The following is a 17,754-nucleotide window of genomic DNA, read 5'->3' as shown; positions in this document are numbered from 1 at the left end:
TAAACTGGCCATGATGACTACTCAAGCCTTGCCTTCCGCCCTTGCGGCGATTGTGGACGACTTCCAGGCCCTGTCCGAGCCCGAGCGGCTGCAGCTGCTGCTCGAATTCTCGGAGGGGCTTCCGGAACTTCCCGAACGGCTCACCAACCACCCCGAGCTCCTGGAGCAGGTAGTGGAGTGCCAGTCGCCGCTGTTCCTGACCATCGAAACGGAAAAGGACGGCAGCGACGGTCCCGGCACCGCAGTCCGGCTCTTTTTCAAGGCCCCCGCTGAAGCGCCCACAACGCGTGGCTTCGCCGGAGTGCTGCACGAAGGCCTGGATGGACTCTCGGCAGCGGAAATCCTTTCAGTACCGGACGACATGCCCGAACTGCTGGGCCTCACCCGGGCCATCACCCCGCTCCGGATGAGGGGCATGACGGCGATGCTGGGCAGGATCAAGCGCAAGGTAGCTGCAGCGTCCGGCGTCCGCGCCTGACGCCGCGGACGCGTGGCACGCAAAAGCACTGCACAGGGAACCCCGGCCACGGCGGCACTCGCCGCCGCCGGGGTTCCCTTCGTGCTGCACCCCTATCCCCATGATCCGGCCGTGGCCAGCTACGGAGCGGAGGCGGCCGCAGTCCTGGGGATCGATCCGGCACGGGTGTTCAAGACCCTGATGGTGGAGGTTGAAGGCAGGCTGGCCGTGGGCATCGTTCCCGTCAGCGGGACCCTGGACCTGAAAGCCTTCGCTGCGGCGATGGGGGCAAAGAAGGCCACCATGGCAGATCCGGCCGCCGCACAACGCCGGACCGGCTACGTACTGGGCGGTATCTCACCGCTTGGCCAACGGCTCCCCTCCCCCACGGTGCTCGACTCCTCCGCCCTGGAGCTGGACACCATGCTCGTCTCCTGCGGCCGGCGCGGCCTTGATATCGAACTTGCACCGCTGGACCTTGTCCGGATGACCAACGCAGTCACCGCACCGATCGGCAGCAAGGCCTAGCTGCTCGTCGGGGCTGCCAATGCGGGCAGCCGGCAGGCTGACGAGCCACTCTGACTAACCACGCTGATCAGCCAGGCTGGTTTCCCGGCCGGGAGCCCGGGTTGAGGCGCGGCGCGAGCTGTTGCCGCAGCCATGCCTTCACCAGCCGCTCCCAGCGCTCGGGGTCCACGTTCCATTCCTTGGTGTGCCGCGCGTGGTTGAAGGCTTCGAAGGTCACCATTTCAGGGTTCCGCTCGGCCAGCAGCGCGGACGGCTTGTAGGGCACGTACTCGTCATCGACGCTGTGCAGGATCAGTGTGGGGGTCCGGAGTTCGACGGCACGTGACACCCAGTCCATGGCCTTGAGGTCCACGGGCGCGGACAAGCCCGTCAGCCTGCGTCCCAGCGGATGCCCCAGCATGAGCTGCCCATACCGGCCCACCAGCGAGGGTATCCGGTTCAGCTGCGCATGGTGGGCCAGGACGTTGACCCAGTCGATGACCGGGGCGTCAAGGACCATGGCCCGGATCAGGTGCCGGTACCGGGACAGGTCCGCTGCCTGCAGGCAGATGGCCCCGCCCATGGACCAGCCAAAGAGCACAACCTCCTCGGCGCCGTTGTCCAGTGCGTATCCGATGGCCGCCTCAATGTCCTGCCATTCCGTGGACCCCAGTCCATACCGGCCATCGTCCGCCGAAGGCGCCAGGCCGTCATTGCGGTAGGACAACAGCAGGCTGGTCAGCCCCAGCTCCAGCGCCGGACCCACCGCCCGCAGCGCTTCCTGCCGGCTGGCGCCTCGCCCATGGACCATGAGCGCCCATGTCCGTGCGGTTCCGCCTGCGCGGACCAGCCAGGCCGGCGCCTCGCCGCGTTCCACGGGAATGGCCACCTCCTCGGCTGCATAGCCGACGGCGGCCGGGTCCGGGTAGAGAGCGCCGCTCCACCAGCCCCACCGGGCGGCAGAAAGGTCCCCGGCGTACACCGCTTCGACTTCGCGCAGTACAGTCCGTTCCGCCGGCGAATAGGAGATGATGCGGCCGATCCTGGCGTGTCCCCTGCCGCCATCGAAATAGAAGCCGTACCGGCCGTCCACCGTGGTGTCGTCCGTGGCGGCCAGGATCACCTGCTGCTTTTGCCCATCGCGGATGACCGCAAGGACCTCCTGGTCTGATGTCCGCTGCCGCGCCGGCGTAATGACGCGGCGGGCGAAATATACGGCGAGCGCTGACGAACCCGCAGCCAGCAGCCCAGTGAGGGAACTACCTGCGATGGCACCGGCGATAGCCCATCGGGTCCCCAGCGACATGCCCCCTGTTTCCGGGGTGTGGGCAGTGTGCTCCGGGCGCGTCCGCAGATAAGAAGCCATGCTCCTATTCTTACCGTCACCGGAAGGATCACCGCATTCCGGGCCGGGCGGGTCCTGTGTGGACCGGTCCCCCGTACACCGTGACAGCCCCGTGTACAGGTGAGTGCGGCTCCCCACGCACAGGGCTAGGCTAAGGCCATGAGCGAACCCATCGTCATCCTGACCGAAGAGCCACTGGGGGCGGACGACCGCCTGAACATCGAACGCCTGGTGGACGGAGCAGACTCCCGGCTGCTGGTCCTTGTGCCGGCCAACACCGAACGGCACCTGCTGGTGGATTTCCTCGAACACCTCTCCCTCCTGGAAATTGCCGCGGCCTTCCGCGAACTGACCTCCCGCGCGCCGGACCCCGCCGAGGAACGGGCGCACGCCACGGAGACCCTGTCAGCCTCACTTGCCGCCCTGGAAGGACTGGGCGCCGGAGTGGACGGTGAAGTGGTGGACGGCGGTGCCGTCAACGGGCTGGTGGCCAGGGTCAGGGACACCGGCGCCACGCAGGCAGTGGTGATCACGCGGCCACACGCGGTGTCCGATACCTTCCACACCGACTGGGCGAACAAGGCCCAGGACCAGCTCGGCATCCCCGTCCTGCACCTGTACGCAGGATCGGGATTTATCGGCGATTCCTAGGCGTTGACCACAACATGAGTATCTTCGGAAACAACATTTTCGGAAACAAGGCCACCCACGCTGTCGCGGACCCGGCAGCCGATTCCCACGGCACCGGCGGGGAGGACGGCGCGGCCGCCGTGCAGAAGTCCGACGCGCAGTGGCGCGAGGAACTGACGCCCGAGGAGTACCGCGTCCTCCGGCAGGCTGGGACCGAGCGCCCGTACACCGGCGAGTACTGGGACACCCACACTGCGGGCGTGTACCAGTGCCGGGCCTGCGGGACCGAACTGTTCACCAGCAACGAGAAGTTCGATTCGCACTGCGGCTGGCCGTCTTTCTGGGCCCCGCTGGCCGAGGGCACGGTCCGCTACATCCACGACCGCACCATGGGGATGGACCGCGTGGAGGTCCGCTGCGGCGCCTGCGATTCGCACCTGGGCCACGTGTTCGACGGCGAGGGCTACGGTACTCCCACGGACCAGCGCTACTGCATCAACTCCGTGTCGCTGCGGCTCGTCCCGAAGGACGGGGCAGAGGCGGCGGACGGCACGGTGCCGACGGACGGTACTGCGGCGGGCTGATTCAGCAGCCAGTGCCGGCGGGCGGGCGCGGCAGTCAGCCCTGCCGGGTCCGCCCGCCGGTCCGTTCACAGGGCGCGCCCAGAACCACGATCCCCCAGCGCAGGGCGGGCTCAACGCGCAGAGCACGGAGCTGAGAAATAGTCTTTCTTAGCCTCAATCGCTTTTCAGATTAGTTCTGCTTGTTGCTTGCTACGCTCCGAAGAGAGAAGCAAGCAACGCCCAGAAAGGCAGCGACGATGACTGAAACCCTCACCGCCGTCCCCCGGATTTCCGCGGACAACCATGACTGGATCCGCCTCCGGACCGCAGCGTCAGCCCTCCAGGGACTGCAGGCCGCGGACGGTTCCGTGCCGGATGCGGCACGTCACAGCACGGCGGCACTGCACGTTGACAGCATCGTGGACGCCGTGCGGGCCCTTGCCCCGGCCTTCCCGCACGATGCCGCCTACCTTGACGCGGTCTGCGCCGACTTCACGGCCTGGGTGGCAGGCGGGTTCGCTGTTCCGGACTTCCTCTCGTCGCTGCTGTCCTTCCAGCCCCAGGAACTCCGGCAGGACGGCCTCCAGCACCTGGTGGTCTTCCCCATGTACACCCAGAACGGCAGCAGCAGCCGGCTGGTGGAGGCCGTGCTGATCGAGGTCATCTGGCCCGAGTTCATCGCCGGCCTGGAGGCAGGCGACTACTCCAACAAACTGTTTGTTCCCATCCGGTTCGTCGACTTCACCGCAGGCTACGACACCAACTCAGCGGTCCTCTTCCCGGAAACCGTGGCCGTCAGCACCACCCCCACCTTCACCTGGGGTGCCATCTTTGCCGACCGCGAAGCCGCGCGCTTCCGGCGCGTGCTCAAGGCCGCTGCTGAGACCACCCGCCTGGAACTGCCCGAGGGCGCCGCTGAGCTGCTGGCCGACCAGGACCTGACCGAGGCCACCTTCGTCATGTGGGACCTGATCCACGACCGGACCCACATGCGCGGCGACCTGCCCTTCGATCCGTTCATGATCAAGCAGCGCATGCCCTTCTTCCTGTACTCGCTGGAAGAACTCCGCTGCGACCTCACAGCCTTCCGGGAATCCGTGCGCATCGAGAAGGACGACGACGCCGATCCTGAAGCCCGCCGGCACGCCAAACTGGTGCAGTACGCCGTCATCTTCGACCGGATCTTCCGCTTCGCCATCACCGGGAGCCGCGTCCGCAACTACGACGGCCTGGGTGGCCAACTGCTCTTCGCGTGGCTGCACCAGCAGCACGTCCTGCACTGGACCGATACCCGGCTCACCATCGACTGGGACGGGGTGCCGGACGCCGTCATGGCGCTCGGGGCACGGATTGATGACCTCTACTGGCGCTCCATCGACCGGCCCAAGACCGCCCACTGGCTGGCAGCCTACGAGCTCATCTCCGGCACGGTCACGCCCAACCCGGCGTCCGTCTGGGCAAAGGGCCCGGACGCCCTCCCCCTGTCCGGTGCCCCGCGGGGCCTGACCGATCAGGTGCTGGACGATGAATTCCCGCTGTCCATGTTCTACGAGGCGTTAGAGAAGAAGATGCGCCCTGTCATCGAGTCCACCGCAGGCATCACCGGCAGCTCGGCGCTGTGAGGGGAACCACCGGCACGCTTCCGGCACTCACCGTCCTCGTCACAGGCGGCAGCGGAGCCTCCGGCGTAGCGGTCGCCCGTGCCCTCCACATGGCCGGGCACCGGGTCATCACGGTGGGTTCCGACCAGCAGCGGATCGAGGCAGCAGCACAACAGGCGGGCGACGGCGTCACGCACCTCACGTGCGACCTCGCCAGCCTCGACGACGTCAGGCAGCTCCGCGGCGACGTCGCGCTCCAGGCCGGGACCGTGGACGCCGTCATCCACCTGGTGGGCGGATGGCGGGGTGCGCAGGGAATCCCCGATCAATCCGACGAGGACTGGGATTTCCTCGAGCGGGGAGCCGTCACGACGCTGCGCAACATCACCCGGGTGTTCTTTGACGACATTGCCGCCTCCCCGCACGGCAGGTTCGCCATGATCTCCTCCACTGCCGTGGAAAAGCCGGCGGCCAGCGTGGCCAACTACGTGGCCGCCAAGGCTGCAGCCGAGGCGTGGACCATGGCCGTGGCGGACGGTTTCCGCCGCACAGCCGCGGCCGACGGCGGCGGGCAGGCTGCCGCCGTCGTCCTCGTTGTGAAGTCCCTCGTGGACGACGGACTGCGCCGCAGCCACCCGGAGCGGACGTTCCCGGGAGCCACGGACGTGGCCGAACTCGCGGAAGCGGTGGTGGGGCTGTTCGACGCCCCGGCGGCCGATCTGAACGGCACCCGGGTCCGGCTGGCTCCGTGACCCGGCAGCGCCCCACCGCATAGGGGCACCCCACCGCTGCAAGCCATACATAGACTGGGAATGTGAGCAAAGGCATGACAACCACAGCAGAGACCGGTGCGGCCCTTCGGCTGCACGACCCCAACGTGCGGGGCTTCGCCTCGGACAACTACTCCGGCGTCCACCCGGAGATTCTGGCGGCGCTTGCCGCAGCCAACGAAGGCCATCAGGTGTCCTACGGCGAGGACGACTACACCTCCCGGCTTCACGGGGTCATGGAGGAGCACTTCGGGCCGGGCATCGAATGCTTCCCCGTGTTCAACGGAACCGGAGCGAACGTCCTCTCGCTGCAGTCCCTGCTCCCCCGCTGGGGAGCCGTGGTGTGCGCCTCCACCGCCCACATCAACATGGACGAAAATGGGGCACCTGAACGCATCGGCGGCATGAAGCTGCTGCAGGTCCCCACCCCGGACGGGAAGCTGACTCCGGAGCTGATCGACCGGGAAGCGTGGGGCTGGGGTGACGAGCACCGCGCACAGCCGCTGGCCGTGTCCATCACCCAGACCACCGAACTGGGCACCTGCTACACACCGGAGGAAGTGCGCGCCATCGCCGACCATGTCCACGCGAAGGGCATGAAGCTGCACATGGACGGTGCCCGGCTGGCGAACGCCGCAGCCCACCTGCAGGTGCCGCTGCGTGCCTTCACCCGGGACGCCGGCGTCGACATCCTGTCCTTCGGCGGCACCAAGAACGGCCTGCTGTTCGGCGAGGTGGTGGTGGCGCTGAACCCCGAAGCCGCCCACGGCCTGGTGTACCTGCGCAAGATGAACATGCAGCTGGCATCCAAGATGCGCTTCATGTCCGCCCAGTTCATTGCCCTGCTGGAAGGTGGCCTCTGGTTACGCTCGGCCTCCCATGCCAACGCCATGGCTTCCAGGCTCCGCGCCGCCGTGGACACCATCGACGGCGTCCGGCCCACCCAGAAGACAGAGTCCAACGGGGTGTTTGCCGTGCTCCCCGAAGGAGTGGCGGACCGGCTCCGTGCATCCTTCCGGTTCTATGACTGGGACGAAGCTGCCCGGGAAGTGCGCTGGATGTGTTCGTTCGACACCACCGAAGAGGACGTGGATTCGTTCATCGCCGCCATCCGCCACGAACTGCGCGACTACGACGGCGGGCAGGCCGGCTGAGGCGCACGGGACGGCGAGCCTCCCCGGACAGCACTGAAGGGTTGCGTAATCTGCCATGGTGAACGCACTTGACCAGGTTCCCCCGGATTTCCTCCATGCTCTGGGAACCCTCAGGAAAGCCCAGTGCCGCAAGGAACTCCACCTCGCGGAAATTCCCGCGCCGGCGCGCCTGGCACCCTTCGCCGTCGCCCTGGGCGCGGAAGTCATGGCCCAGGGCGCCGGGACCGCGGCACCTCCCCTGCACGGACCGGCCGCAATGGCCCTGGCCGCCGCCGGGACCGGGGAGGACAGCGACACGGAGCTCGCCACCGGGCGCTTCATCCTGCTGCACGATCCCGAAGGCTCGGCAGTGTGGGACGGGGAATTCAGGATCGTCACCTACATCCGTGCCGAGCTCGAACCGGATATGGGCAACGACGAGATGCTCGGAACGGTGGCCTGGACCTGGCTGGTGGAGGCACTGGAAAACCACGACGCGCCCTACCGGGCCGCCGGCGGGACCGCCACCCGGGTGCTGTCTGAAAGCTTCGGGACCCTCTCCGAACGGCCCGGAACCATTGATATTGAACTGCGGGCGTCCTGGACCCCCGCCACGCCGGATGTCACGGCGCACCTCGAAGCCTGGTCCGACATGGTGTGCACCTTCGCGGGACTCCCGCCCCTGCCCGACGGCGTCACGCCCCTGCCGCAGCGGCGCCGGAACTGACTCCCATGCAGCCCAGCCGGGAGCGTGCCAGCGGACCTTCGGCGCGCAGGACCGGTAAACTGGGGGCATCATGACCCCTAACAACCCGGAAAACACCACGGCCGGCGCTCCGGCTGCTGATACCGCACCCCATATCACCGTGGAGGGCTTCGACAGCCCCATCCCCGAAATCATCGAACTCGACGCACCCCGTGAGGGCGTCCCCCTGGTCATCGAGACCCAGGCCGGACTGGAACGCTGCGCAGCCGCCATCGCCGCAGGAACCGGACCGGCAGGGGTGGACGCGGAACGGGCCTCCGGGTTCCGCTACGGCCAGCGTGCCTTCCTCGTGCAGATCCGCCGCGAAGGCGCCGGCACCTGGCTGATCGATCCCGAGCCTTTCGAGGACCTCGCCATCATTAACGACGCCCTCCGCGGCGTCGAGTGGATCCTGCACGCCGCAACCCAGGACCTTCCGTGCCTGTCGGAGCTCGGCATGTGGCCGGACAAGCTCTTCGACACGGAACTCGCCGCCCGGCTGGCAGGGCTTCCCCGCGTGGGCCTTGCCGCCGTCATCGAACAGCTTCTCGGCTTCGGCCTGGCCAAGGAACACTCCGCCGCCGACTGGTCCACCCGCCCCCTCCCGGAACCGTGGCTGCGCTACGCAGCACTGGACGTCGAGGTCCTCAGTGAGCTGCGGGAGGAGCTGGTGGAACTGCTCCAGGCCGACGGCAAGCTGGAGTATGCCGAGCAGGAGTTTGCCGCGATCCTGGCAGCGGGCATCGCGCCGCCGCGGCTGGACCCGTGGCGGAAGACCTCCGGCCTGCACCAGATCAGGGACCGGCGCCAGCTGGCTGCCGTCCGGGAACTGTGGATGGAACGCGACGCGCTGGCCCGCAAGCGCGATGTCGCACCGGGCCGGCTGATCCCGGACTCCGCGCTGGTGTCCGCTGCCAAGGCCATGCCCTCCACCGTTCCCCAGCTGCTGGGGACCAAGGGCTTCCATGGCCGGGCAGCGCAGCGCGAGGCGCCGCGCTGGCTCCGTTGCATCGCCGCCGCCCGGGACCTGGACGATCTTCCCCCGCTGCACCTGGCAACGAACGCCCCGCCGCCGCCCAGGGTCTGGGCCGAACGCGACCCCGAGGCTGCCGCGCGGCTCGCCACGGCCAGGCCGCTGCTTCAGGAGCGGGCCGACCAGCTGAACCTCCCGGTGGAAAACCTGCTCACGCCCGACTATCTTCGCCGGGTTGCCTGGCGCCCGCCGGCTGCGATCAGCGAGGAATCGGTGGCCTCGGAGCTTCGCGGACTCGGTGCGCGCGAGTGGCAGGTGGAGCTCACTGCCCCGCTTATCACCCGTGCCTTCCTGGATCCACAGCCGCTTCCGCCCAAAGAGCCGAAAGCCGCGGTCACCGCGGGAAGCTAGCCTTCCGGCGCCCCTTCCACACCGGCCTTGCAGCCTAAGTTACTCGCGAGTAACATCGGACGTACTGCCGCACACCCTGCCGTCCTCCGGCATGTGCGCGGCGCCTACGTCTCGATGAGGAGTTACACGTGAGCCACACCGGAAGCGGCGCCACCCGGCGCACTGTCCGCGACGTCGTCTTTATTGACGGCCTCCGCACGCCCTTCGGCCGGGCCGGTGAGAAGGGGATCCATGCCGGTACCCGCGCCGACGACCTGATCGTGAAGTGCATCCGCGAGCTGCTGCGCAGGAACCCCTCGCTGCCGCCCGAGCGGGTGGATGAGGTGGCCATCGCCGCCACCACCCAGACCGGCGACCAGGGCCTCACGCTGGGCAGGACCGCCGCGCTGCTGGCCGGACTGCCCCGCACCGTACCGGGCTTCGCCGTGGACCGCATGTGTGCCGGGGCCATGACCGCCGTAACGTCCACGGCCGGCGGCATCGGCTTCGGCGCCTACGACGTCGTCATCGCCGGCGGCGTGGAGCACATGGGCAACCACCCCATGGGCTCCGGCGCCGACCCGAACCCCCGGTTCATGTCCGAACGGCTGGTGGACCCTGCCGCCCTCAACATGGGCAACACCGCCGAGAACCTGCACGACCGCTTCCCCGCCATCACCAAGGAGCGCAGCGACGCCTACGCCGTGGCATCCCAGGACAAGCTGGCCGCAGCCTACCGCGAGGGCCGCATCCAGCCCGACCTGGTGCCGGTGGCAGGCCGGAAGCCGGGCCAGGGCTGGACCGTGCACAGCGTGGACGAACCGCCGCGCCCCGGGACCACCGCTACCGACCTCGCCGGACTCCGCACCCCCTTCCGCGCGCACGGCCGCGTGACCGCCGGCAATTCGGCGGGCCTCAATGACGGTGCCACTGCCGCCGTCCTGGCCTCGGGCGAAGCGGCGGCTGAGCTTGGCCTCCCCGTGAAGATGCGGCTGGTCAGCTACGCGTACGCCGGCGTGGAGCCTGAAGTCATGGGCATCGGCCCGGTCCCCGCCACCGAGAAAGCACTGCAGAACGCGGGCCTCACCATTGAAGACATCGGCCTCTTCGAGATTAACGAGGCCTTCGCGGTCCAGGTCCTGAGCTTCCTGGACCACTTCGGCATTCCCGACGACGACCCCCGGGTTAACCGCTACGGCGGCGCGATTGCCGTGGGCCACCCCCTCGCCTCCTCCGGTGTCCGGCTGATGACCCAGCTGGCCCGCCAGTTCGAAGAGGACCCTTCAGTGCGCTACGGCATCACCGCCATGTGCGTGGGACTCGGCATGGGCGGGACCGTTATCTGGGAAAACCCGCACCACGCCGATTACAGTGGCGGCACCGGCACCACAGGAACCGCAACCACCGCCCCGGCAGCAGTCCACACCGAAGGAGCCACAGCATGAGCGCCGCAGATTTCACCGGATTCGCCAGCCTGTTCCCCACCGAAACAGTCACGCATTCCTACGTGCAGGACATTCCGCTTCCCGCTGCCCCCGGCAAGGAAAGCCCCGGAACGTTTGCCCTGGTCACGCTCGACAACGGACTGGACCACAGCAAACCCACCACGCTGGGGCCCAACACCCTCGTGGAACTCGGCTCGGTGCTGGAAGGCTTGCGGGACCGGGCCGCCCGCGGTGAGATCGCCGGCGTCGGGGTTACCGGCAAGCCCTACTACCTCGTGGCCGGAGCCGACCTCTCTGCCGTGAAGTCGCTGGAGGAGCGCGAGCACGGACTCCACATGGCCCAACTGGGCCACGATGTATATGCAACGCTGGCCAACCTGGGCGTTCCCAGCTTCGCCTTCATCAACGGCACCGCCCTGGGCGGCGGACTGGAAATCGCACTGCAGTCCACCTACCGCACCGTATCCACCGGCGCCGGTGCCCTGGCCCTCCCCGAAGCCCTCCTGGGGCTGGTCCCGGGCTGGGGAGGCGTCTACCTGCTCCCCCGGCTGATCGGGCCCGAGAACGCCGTCAAGGTGATGATCGAGAACCCGCTCAGCAACAACCGGACCCTCAGCGGCCCGCAGGCCTTCGACCTTGGCATCGCGGATGCCCTGTTCGAACCCGCCGACTTCCTGGAGCAGTCCCTTGCGTGGGCCGCGAAAGTGATCTCCGGCGAGCTGGTTCCGGAACGCGCCAACGCCGTCGACCCCTCCCACCCGGACACCGCCGGACGCTGGGCCGCTGCGGTGGCTGCGGGCCGGAAGTTCGTGGAATCCAAGACGTCGAACGCGGCGCCCGCCCCGGCCAAGGTCCTGGAGCTGATGGAAGCCAACCGCACCATGAGCCAGGCTGAATCGGCAGCCCTCGAATGCGAGACACTGGCCGGGCTGATGCAGACCGATGAGTTCCGCGCCACCGTGTACGCCTTCCTGGACCTCGTCCAGAAACGGTCCAAGCGTCCCGCCGGTGCCCCTGACCGCAAACTCGCCCGCCCTGTCACCAAAGTCGGTGTGGTGGGAGCCGGCCTGATGGCCGGCCAGCTGGCGCTGCTGTTTGCCCGCCAGCTGAAGGTGCCGGTGGTACTGACCGACATTGACCAGGCCCGGGTGGACAAGGGCGTCGGCTACGTCCACGGCGAGGTGGACAAACTGCTGGCGAAGAAGCGGATCAGCGCGGACGCCGCCAACCGCACCAAGGCGCTGGTGTCCGGTTCAGTGTCCAAGGAAGCCTTTGCGGATGCTGATTTCGTGATCGAAGCGGTCTTTGAGGAACTCGGCGTCAAGAAGCAGGTGTTCGCGGAGTTGGAGGCCGTCGTTTCGGAAGACTGCATCCTGGCCACCAACACGTCGTCGCTCTCGGTGACGGCCATGGCCGAGGACCTGCAGCACCCGGAACGGCTGGTAGGGTTCCACTTCTTCAACCCGGTTGCCGTGATGCCGCTCCTGGAGATCGTCCGCGCCCCGCGGACCGATGACGCCGTCCTGGCCACCGCCTTCGAACTCGCAAAGACGTTGAAGAAGACCGGCGTGCTGGTCAAGGACGCCGCCGCCTTCGTGGTCAACCGGATCCTGCTGCGCCTGATGGGCGAGGTGACGGCCGCCTTCGATGAAGGGACACCGGCCGACGTGGCGGACAGTGCCCTGAAACCCATGGGGCTGCCGATGTCCCCCTTCACGCTGCTGGCCATGGTGGGCCTGCCGGTGGCCCAGCACGTCCAGGAGTCGCTGAACAGTGCCTTCGGCGACCGGTTCCCGGTCTCCGCCAACCTGCACAAGCTGATTGACAACGGTGTGAAGGGCCTCTGGGAAACCGCGCCGGACGGTTCCGTTGCCATCCCGGACTCCACCCTGTCGCTGATGTCTTTCGGTACCAGCCCCTCCACTGCCGGCCAGGTGCTGCGGCGCACGCAGGACGCCCTGGCCGAAGAAATCGGCCTCATGCTGGACGAAGGAGTGGTGGCAGGGCCGGAGGACATCGACCTCTGCATGATCCTGGGCGCCGGGTGGCCCATGTTCCTGGGCGGCATCACGCCGTACCTCGACCGGGTGGGTGCCTCCGAAAGGGTCAACGGCAAGCGGTTCCTCCCACCGGGCGTGGCGTCCGGCGTGGCCTCGGGTCCGGCCGCGGGTCCGGCCGCCGGCTAAGCCTGCCGCAGCCGGCCGCCGTCGAGCGCCACCAGGCGGTGGGCCGCCGTCCGTGCATAGTCCAGGTCGTGGGTGACCAGCACGACGGCGGCCCCCTCCGCGGCCGCGGAACAGACGGCTGCGTCCAGCACGGCCAGGCCGTCGCCGTCCAGTGCCACGGTGGGCTCGTCCAGGGCGATGACCAAGGGCCTCCGGGCCAGGACGGTGGCGAGTGCCAGGAGCCGCTGGCCGGACGCGGACAGCTCAGCAGGGTGTCCGTGGGCGGCATGTTCGAGTCCGACCGCCGCCAGCGCGGCCGCAGCACGTTCGCCGGCCTTCGCGGTACCCACCAGGCGGTCCAGGCCAAAGCGGACCTCGCGCAGGAGCGTCCGTTCGAACAGCTGGTCACGGGGATGCTGGAAGAGCAGGCCCACCTCAGCGGCAGTTTCCCCCACCGCACGCCGGGCGACGTCACTGCCGTTCACCAGCACGGAGCCGGACGTCGGCTGCAGCAGCCCGTTCAAGTGCCGCAGGAGCGTCGACTTACCCGCTCCGTTGGGCCCCGCAACGGCAACGATCTCCCCCGGGTACACCGCCAGGTTGATGCCAGCCAGGACCAGGGGCTGCCGGGGTAGCGAAGGGACGTTCCTGCTGCGGGTCAGCCACCGGCCTTTGTTGCCGGCCCGGCGGGCCTCCGGACCGTAGCTGAAGGAGACGTCACGCAACTCGAGCGCCGCGCCGGCTCCGGCCGTCTTCGACGGAGTGGCTGGAATTGCGGCGGTGCCTGCAGCGGCTGGAACCTCCGCATTGACTGCCGAGGCTGTGCGGGCGGCTGTGGCGGGTGGCCGCATGGTCCGGGAAGGCAGCCGGGAGGCTCGGGCAGCTCCGGCGGCTTCGCCCACCCGGCGGATTCCCGCAGGAACAAGGCCGGTCTCAGGGCCGAGGCTGGCAGGATCGCCGGCGGCCGCCATGGTCCCGTTAGCGAGCACCAGCCATTGGTCTGCCGCGAGCAGGAGCCCATCGATCACCCGGCTCAGGATCACGACGGCGGTTCCCGACGCCACGAGGTGCCGCACCAGAGCCGCCAGCTCCTGGGCCCCTGCCGCGTCCAGCGAGGCGAACGGCTCGTCCATGACCAGCACGGCGGGCCCCGAGATGACGGCGCAGCCAATGGCCAGGCGCCGCAGCTGCCCGCCGGAGAGCCGGGCAGGGTTTCGGTCGAGCAGCCCGGTGAGCCCCAGGAGGCCTGCCGTGCGGTCCACCGCGGCAACCATGGCCGGGCGGGGCACTCCTGCGTTCTCCAGCCCAAAGGCCAGTTCTTCGGCGACCGTCGCCCGGACGGTGGAAAGTGCCGCGGCCGCGTCCTGGGGGACGAAGCCCACCTGCCGGCCCCACGCGGCGGGGTCGATGCGCGGTTCAACCCGGTGGTGACTCTTTCCGTCACCGCCAGCCATTCCGCTACCGAAGTCCAGCCGCGTGCCTGCCAGCTCCAGGTAGCCAGCCAGGGTTCCGCCGCTTCCCGGCGTCAGCCACCCGGCCAGCAACCTTCCGAGGGTGGTCTTTCCGCTGCCGGACGCACCCAGTACCGCGGTCAGGGTGCCTGGCGCGGCGGCCAACTGGATTCTGTCCAGGACTGGCCCGCCGCCGTCGTGGAATGTGAAGCTCTGGATGCCGGCCTGCAGGACCGGACTGGATGGGATGGTCACGCCCACCCCCCTGCTGCAGCGGCCCACAGGCGCAGGACGACGGCGGCAGCCGCAGCAAGCAGCAACACAGCCCGCAAGAGTCGCTGGGCTGTGGAGTCCGGGACGGTGCGGTAGCTGGTCCGCGGTCCGCTGCTGCTGAATCCGCGCGCTTCCAGTGCAGCGGCGCGGGTACCGGCATCGTCCACCAGCGCCAGGACCAGCGGTACAGCCTGCAGGCGGAACGCGGCCGCCCGATGGACCAGCCCCCTGCGGATCACCAGCCCGCGGGCTTCCTGGGCGGTGCGGATACGCTCCGCCTGTGCCGCGATGGCCGGCAGCAGGGTGAGCGTGGAGGCCAGCACAAAGGCAAAGCGTCCGCGGACTCCCTTGGCATTCAGGGCAGCCACCAGGTCAGGGACGCTGACGCTGAAGGAGAAGGCAAAGAGCGCCAGGACGGCACCCCACACCTGCGCACCCCGCTGCAGGGCGAAGCCCAGCCCTTCGGCCGTGACCCGGGCAGGACCCCACTCGGCCAGGACTGTGCGGCCCTCCGGATACGCCAGCCCGTGCACCATCAGCAGGGACAGCGTGAGCGGCACCAGTATTGCCGCAGCCGCCGGCAGCAACCGCCGGGCCGTGCCACCCGCCGCGGACACGGCGAGGGCACCCGCAACGACGGCGAGGGACAGCGGCCAGCTGCCTGCCGCCGTCGTGATCACTGCTGTGCTGCCGGCCGCGGCGAGGCCCGTCAGCGGGTGGACGCGCATGGGAAACGGGATTCAGGATGCGGGCGTGGAATCCTGTCCTGCTGCCTGTCCCGGCGCCTTTCCGGCCAGGACGTGGTGCCGGCGGACAAACGGGAACTGGAACCTGGTCCGGCGCGGCAACGCGTACACCAGGATGGCCACCACGGTGAAGACGATGGCCTTGTCCATGGGGTCGGAAATGAGTGCCTGCTTGGTGATGGCGGCCAGCAGGGTGTCGCCCATCGAGCGGAAGGCGCTGACGATGGCGCCGGTTGCCACCCCGGAGGTGCCGCCGAAGACGAAGGCGGCCACCGGTGCCGAGACGACGCCGCCGATGATGCCGGTGGCGAAGCCGGCAACGGGGGCCAGGTAGAAACGGCGGAACAGGCCGTACCGGGCAGCAAGGCCGGCGAGGCAGCCGATCAGCGCAGCGCCCGCGGCGAAAGGCAGGACCGTGGGATTGAAGAAGGACCACACGATGCTGCTGAGTGCCCCGGTGGCCGCACCCGCGGCGGGACCGGCCAGGACGGCGATCAGGACAGTACCGATCGCGTCCAGGTAGAACGGCACCAGCGTGCTGCCGACGAACTGGCCCAGCACGATGTTCAGGACCAGGGCCACCGGAATCAGCACCACGGTGGACGCCGGCAGGCTGGGCAGCACGGCAACGATCAGCAGGATGGCACCCACCAGAAAGCCGGAGAGGGCAATCAGTGCCGACGCACTGCCGGGGCCGCCGGTGATGTCCGCGGGCTGGTTGAGGACCAGGAAGACGTAGGTGCCGGCAATGGCCAGGGCACCAAGGGTTTCCAGGAGCCGGCGCCGGCGGGCAGCGGCGGGCGCCGGGGACGGCAGCGTCAGGGAGGGCGATGACATGAAGGTTCCTTTGGGGTGCGGCACGGACGGCACGGAAAAACCGGGCCGTGCGGAGCGCCACCTATGTCACCTCGGCGGCAGGAGCCGGAATGAACCGGCAGACGGAACCAGTCTACCGGCGCTGCAGCGTGCCGGCAGGTGTCCTCCCTTAGACTGCGGGAAGGGACACCGGCAGTTGGGCTGCCGGCCCGCGCAAAGAACATCGGCCCTCCCTGGCAGGGGGTCCTCCACTGAAAGTCGGCCGCATGCCCCACTACGAACTCGCCATCATTGGATCCGGATCAGGGAACTCGCTGATCACCCCGTACTGGGACGGCAAGCGGGTGGCCCTGATCGACGGCGGCGTGTTCGGCGGAACGTGCCTGAACGTGGGCTGCATCCCCACCAAGATGTTCGTCTACCCCGCCGGGCTCGCCGCCGCACCGGCCGAGGCCCGCCGGCTGGGCGTGGACCTGAACCTGGACAAGGTGCACTGGAACGGCATCCGGGACCGGATCTTCGGCCGGATTGACGCCATCTCAGCATCAGGCCGCCGGTACCGGGCGGACGAGCTGGACAACGTTGACCTGTACGAGGAGCACGCGCGCTTCACCGGTCCGCGGTCACTGCGGACGGACTCCGGGGTGGAGATCACGGCGGACCAGGTAGTGGTTGCCGCGGGTTCGCGGGCCGTGGTGCCGGACGTTGAGGGCATGGACCTACCCCAAGTGCACACCTCGGACACGGTGATGCGGGTGGACGGGCTCCCCCGGCGCGTGGTGGTGGTTGGCGGGGGCTACATCGCCGCGGAGTTCGCCGGCGTCTTTGCCGGCCTTGGCTCCGACGTGACGCAGGTGAACCGGTCCGAACGCCTACTCCGCGGCCATGATGCAGACATCGCGGAGCGTTTCGCGGCCGCCGCCGCCGAGCGCTGGACGCTCCGGACCGGTTTCGCGATCCAGTCCGTGGAGGACAACGGCGACGGCAGCGTCACCGCCGTCTTCACGGGCCGCGGCGGCGGGCAGCTGCGGGTGCCGGCGGACCTCGTGCTGATGGCCACCGGCCGGGTTCCCAACACCGACAGGCTGGGCGCCGAAGCTGCGGGCTTTGACCTGCGCGACGACGGAATCCTCGCCGTGGACTCGAGGCTTCGGGTCCTCTCCGGAGGCGAACCCCTGCCGGGTGTGTACGCACTGGGCGATGCAGCCAACCCGTACCAGCTCAAGCACGTGGCCAACCGGGAGGCCCGGGTGGTGGCCCACAATCTTGAGCACCCGGACAGGCTCCGCAGCATCGACTACACCGCCGTCCCGTCCGCCGTGTTCTCCAATCCGCAGATCGCTTCGGTGGGACTGACGGAAGAGGAGGCACGGTCCGGCGCAGCGTCCGGATCCGATGTTGTCACCGCCCTGCAGGAGTACGGCAGCACCGCGTACGGCTGGGCCATGGAGGACCAGGAGGGGGTGGTCAAGCTCATCGCCGAACGCTCGACGGGACGCCTGCTGGGGGCCCACATCCTGGGACACGAAGCGTCCAACCTGATCCAGCCGCTGGTGCAGGCCATGTACCAGGAGACACCCGTGCATGTGCTGGCCCGCGGCCCGTACTGGATCCACCCGGCGCTGATGGAAGTGGTGGAAAACGCCCTGCTGGCCCTGGACACCGACGTACCGGCGGACGCCCCGCTCTAGCGGTCCGGCCCGGTCCCGTCAGCCGGACGTCTGCGCCGCCCGGAAAGCTTTCA

16 protein-coding genes are annotated in these 17,754 nt (G+C 68.8%); 12 read left to right on the top strand and 4 right to left on the bottom strand.

Features of this window, described 5'->3' with window-relative positions; translation table 11 throughout:
- Positions 1-13 precede the first annotated feature (13 nt).
- Together BLT71_RS09790 and ybaK are read left to right on the top strand one after the other, a co-directional pair.
- On the top strand, positions 14-478 hold the full coding sequence (locus BLT71_RS09790; RefSeq protein WP_091723945.1) for a SufE family protein: 465 nt from the start codon (positions 14-16) through the stop codon (positions 476-478).
- A 12-nt stretch (positions 479-490) separates the two neighbouring features.
- Positions 491-985 (top strand): Cys-tRNA(Pro) deacylase, encoded by a 495-nt coding sequence (gene ybaK / locus BLT71_RS09785; RefSeq protein ID WP_091719624.1) that lies wholly within the window; start codon positions 491-493, stop codon positions 983-985.
- Positions 986-1,052: 67 nt separating this feature from the next.
- On the opposite strand, the gene BLT71_RS09780 is transcribed toward ybaK, so the two are convergent.
- The gene (locus BLT71_RS09780; RefSeq protein ID WP_091719622.1) at positions 1,053-2,330 is read right to left on the bottom strand and encodes an alpha/beta hydrolase family protein; all 1,278 of its coding nucleotides are present in this window, start codon (positions 2,328-2,330) and stop codon (positions 1,053-1,055) included.
- Between the two features lie 138 nt (positions 2,331-2,468).
- Between BLT71_RS09780 and BLT71_RS09775 the strand changes: the two genes are divergently transcribed.
- The 9 genes from BLT71_RS09775 (at position 2,469) to BLT71_RS09735 (ending at position 12,745) form a co-directional block, all read left to right on the top strand.
- Positions 2,469-2,960 (top strand): hypothetical protein, encoded by a 492-nt coding sequence (locus BLT71_RS09775; protein WP_091719620.1) that lies wholly within the window; start codon positions 2,469-2,471, stop codon positions 2,958-2,960.
- Positions 2,961-2,974: 14 nt separating this feature from the next.
- The gene (gene msrB / locus BLT71_RS09770) at positions 2,975-3,523 is read left to right on the top strand and encodes a peptide-methionine (R)-S-oxide reductase MsrB (protein ID WP_172829945.1); all 549 of its coding nucleotides are present in this window, start codon (positions 2,975-2,977) and stop codon (positions 3,521-3,523) included.
- Positions 3,524-3,759: 236 nt separating this feature from the next.
- Positions 3,760-5,124, top strand: coding sequence for a DUF6421 family protein (locus tag BLT71_RS09765; RefSeq protein WP_091719618.1), 1,365 nt, complete (start codon positions 3,760-3,762; stop codon positions 5,122-5,124).
- Complete coding sequence (locus BLT71_RS09760) at positions 5,121-5,855, top strand: SDR family oxidoreductase (protein ID WP_091719616.1); 735 nt, start codon at positions 5,121-5,123, stop codon at positions 5,853-5,855. Before BLT71_RS09765 ends, BLT71_RS09760 begins: the two co-directional genes overlap by 4 nt.
- 74 nt (positions 5,856-5,929) lie before the next feature.
- Positions 5,930-7,027, top strand: coding sequence for a threonine aldolase family protein (locus BLT71_RS09755; protein WP_091719614.1), 1,098 nt, complete (start codon positions 5,930-5,932; stop codon positions 7,025-7,027).
- A 55-nt stretch (positions 7,028-7,082) separates the two neighbouring features.
- Positions 7,083-7,733, top strand: a complete 651-nt coding sequence (locus BLT71_RS09750; protein ID WP_091719612.1) for a DUF3000 domain-containing protein — start codon at positions 7,083-7,085, stop codon at positions 7,731-7,733.
- 70 nt (positions 7,734-7,803) lie between these two features.
- Entirely contained in the window at positions 7,804-9,135 is a 1,332-nt protein-coding gene (locus BLT71_RS09745) for an HRDC domain-containing protein (protein WP_091719610.1), read from the top strand.
- Between the two features lie 128 nt (positions 9,136-9,263).
- Positions 9,264-10,559 carry a thiolase family protein gene (locus BLT71_RS09740; RefSeq protein ID WP_091719609.1) on the top strand — a complete coding sequence of 432 codons (1,296 nt, stop codon included), beginning with the start codon at positions 9,264-9,266 and terminating at the stop codon, positions 10,557-10,559.
- A complete protein-coding gene (locus BLT71_RS09735; RefSeq protein ID WP_091719607.1) occupies positions 10,556-12,745 on the top strand; it encodes a 3-hydroxyacyl-CoA dehydrogenase NAD-binding domain-containing protein in 2,190 nt (729 codons plus the stop codon). The genes BLT71_RS09740 and BLT71_RS09735 overlap by 4 nt, the downstream gene beginning before the upstream one ends.
- Here BLT71_RS09735 and BLT71_RS09730 read toward each other — a convergent pair.
- Genes BLT71_RS09730 through BLT71_RS09720 form a run of 3 tightly spaced genes read right to left on the bottom strand, consistent with a single transcriptional unit; the run spans position 12,742 to position 16,031 of the window.
- A complete protein-coding gene (locus BLT71_RS09730) occupies positions 12,742-14,430 on the bottom strand; it encodes an ABC transporter ATP-binding protein (protein WP_091723942.1) in 1,689 nt (562 codons plus the stop codon). The genes BLT71_RS09735 and BLT71_RS09730 overlap by 4 nt on opposite strands.
- Positions 14,427-15,176: an energy-coupling factor transporter transmembrane component T gene (locus BLT71_RS09725; protein WP_091719605.1), complete on the bottom strand. Its 750-nt coding sequence runs from the start codon at positions 15,174-15,176 to the stop codon at positions 14,427-14,429. Before BLT71_RS09725 ends, BLT71_RS09730 begins: the two co-directional genes overlap by 4 nt.
- A gap of 12 nt (positions 15,177-15,188) precedes the next feature.
- Entirely contained in the window at positions 15,189-16,031 is an 843-nt protein-coding gene (locus BLT71_RS09720; protein WP_091719603.1) for a glycosyl transferase family 9, read from the bottom strand.
- A 245-nt stretch (positions 16,032-16,276) separates the two neighbouring features.
- On the opposite strand from BLT71_RS09720, the gene BLT71_RS09715 reads away from it, so the two are divergent.
- Complete coding sequence (locus BLT71_RS09715) at positions 16,277-17,701, top strand: mycothione reductase (RefSeq protein WP_091719601.1); 1,425 nt, start codon at positions 16,277-16,279, stop codon at positions 17,699-17,701.
- The last annotated feature ends 53 nt before the right edge of the window (positions 17,702-17,754 follow it).

Origin of the sequence: Pseudarthrobacter equi, assembly GCF_900105535.1 — a bacterium.
GTDB classification, from domain to species: domain Bacteria; phylum Actinomycetota; class Actinomycetes; order Actinomycetales; family Micrococcaceae; genus Arthrobacter; species Arthrobacter equi.
This window is presented reverse-complemented; position numbering and strand designations above follow the sequence as displayed.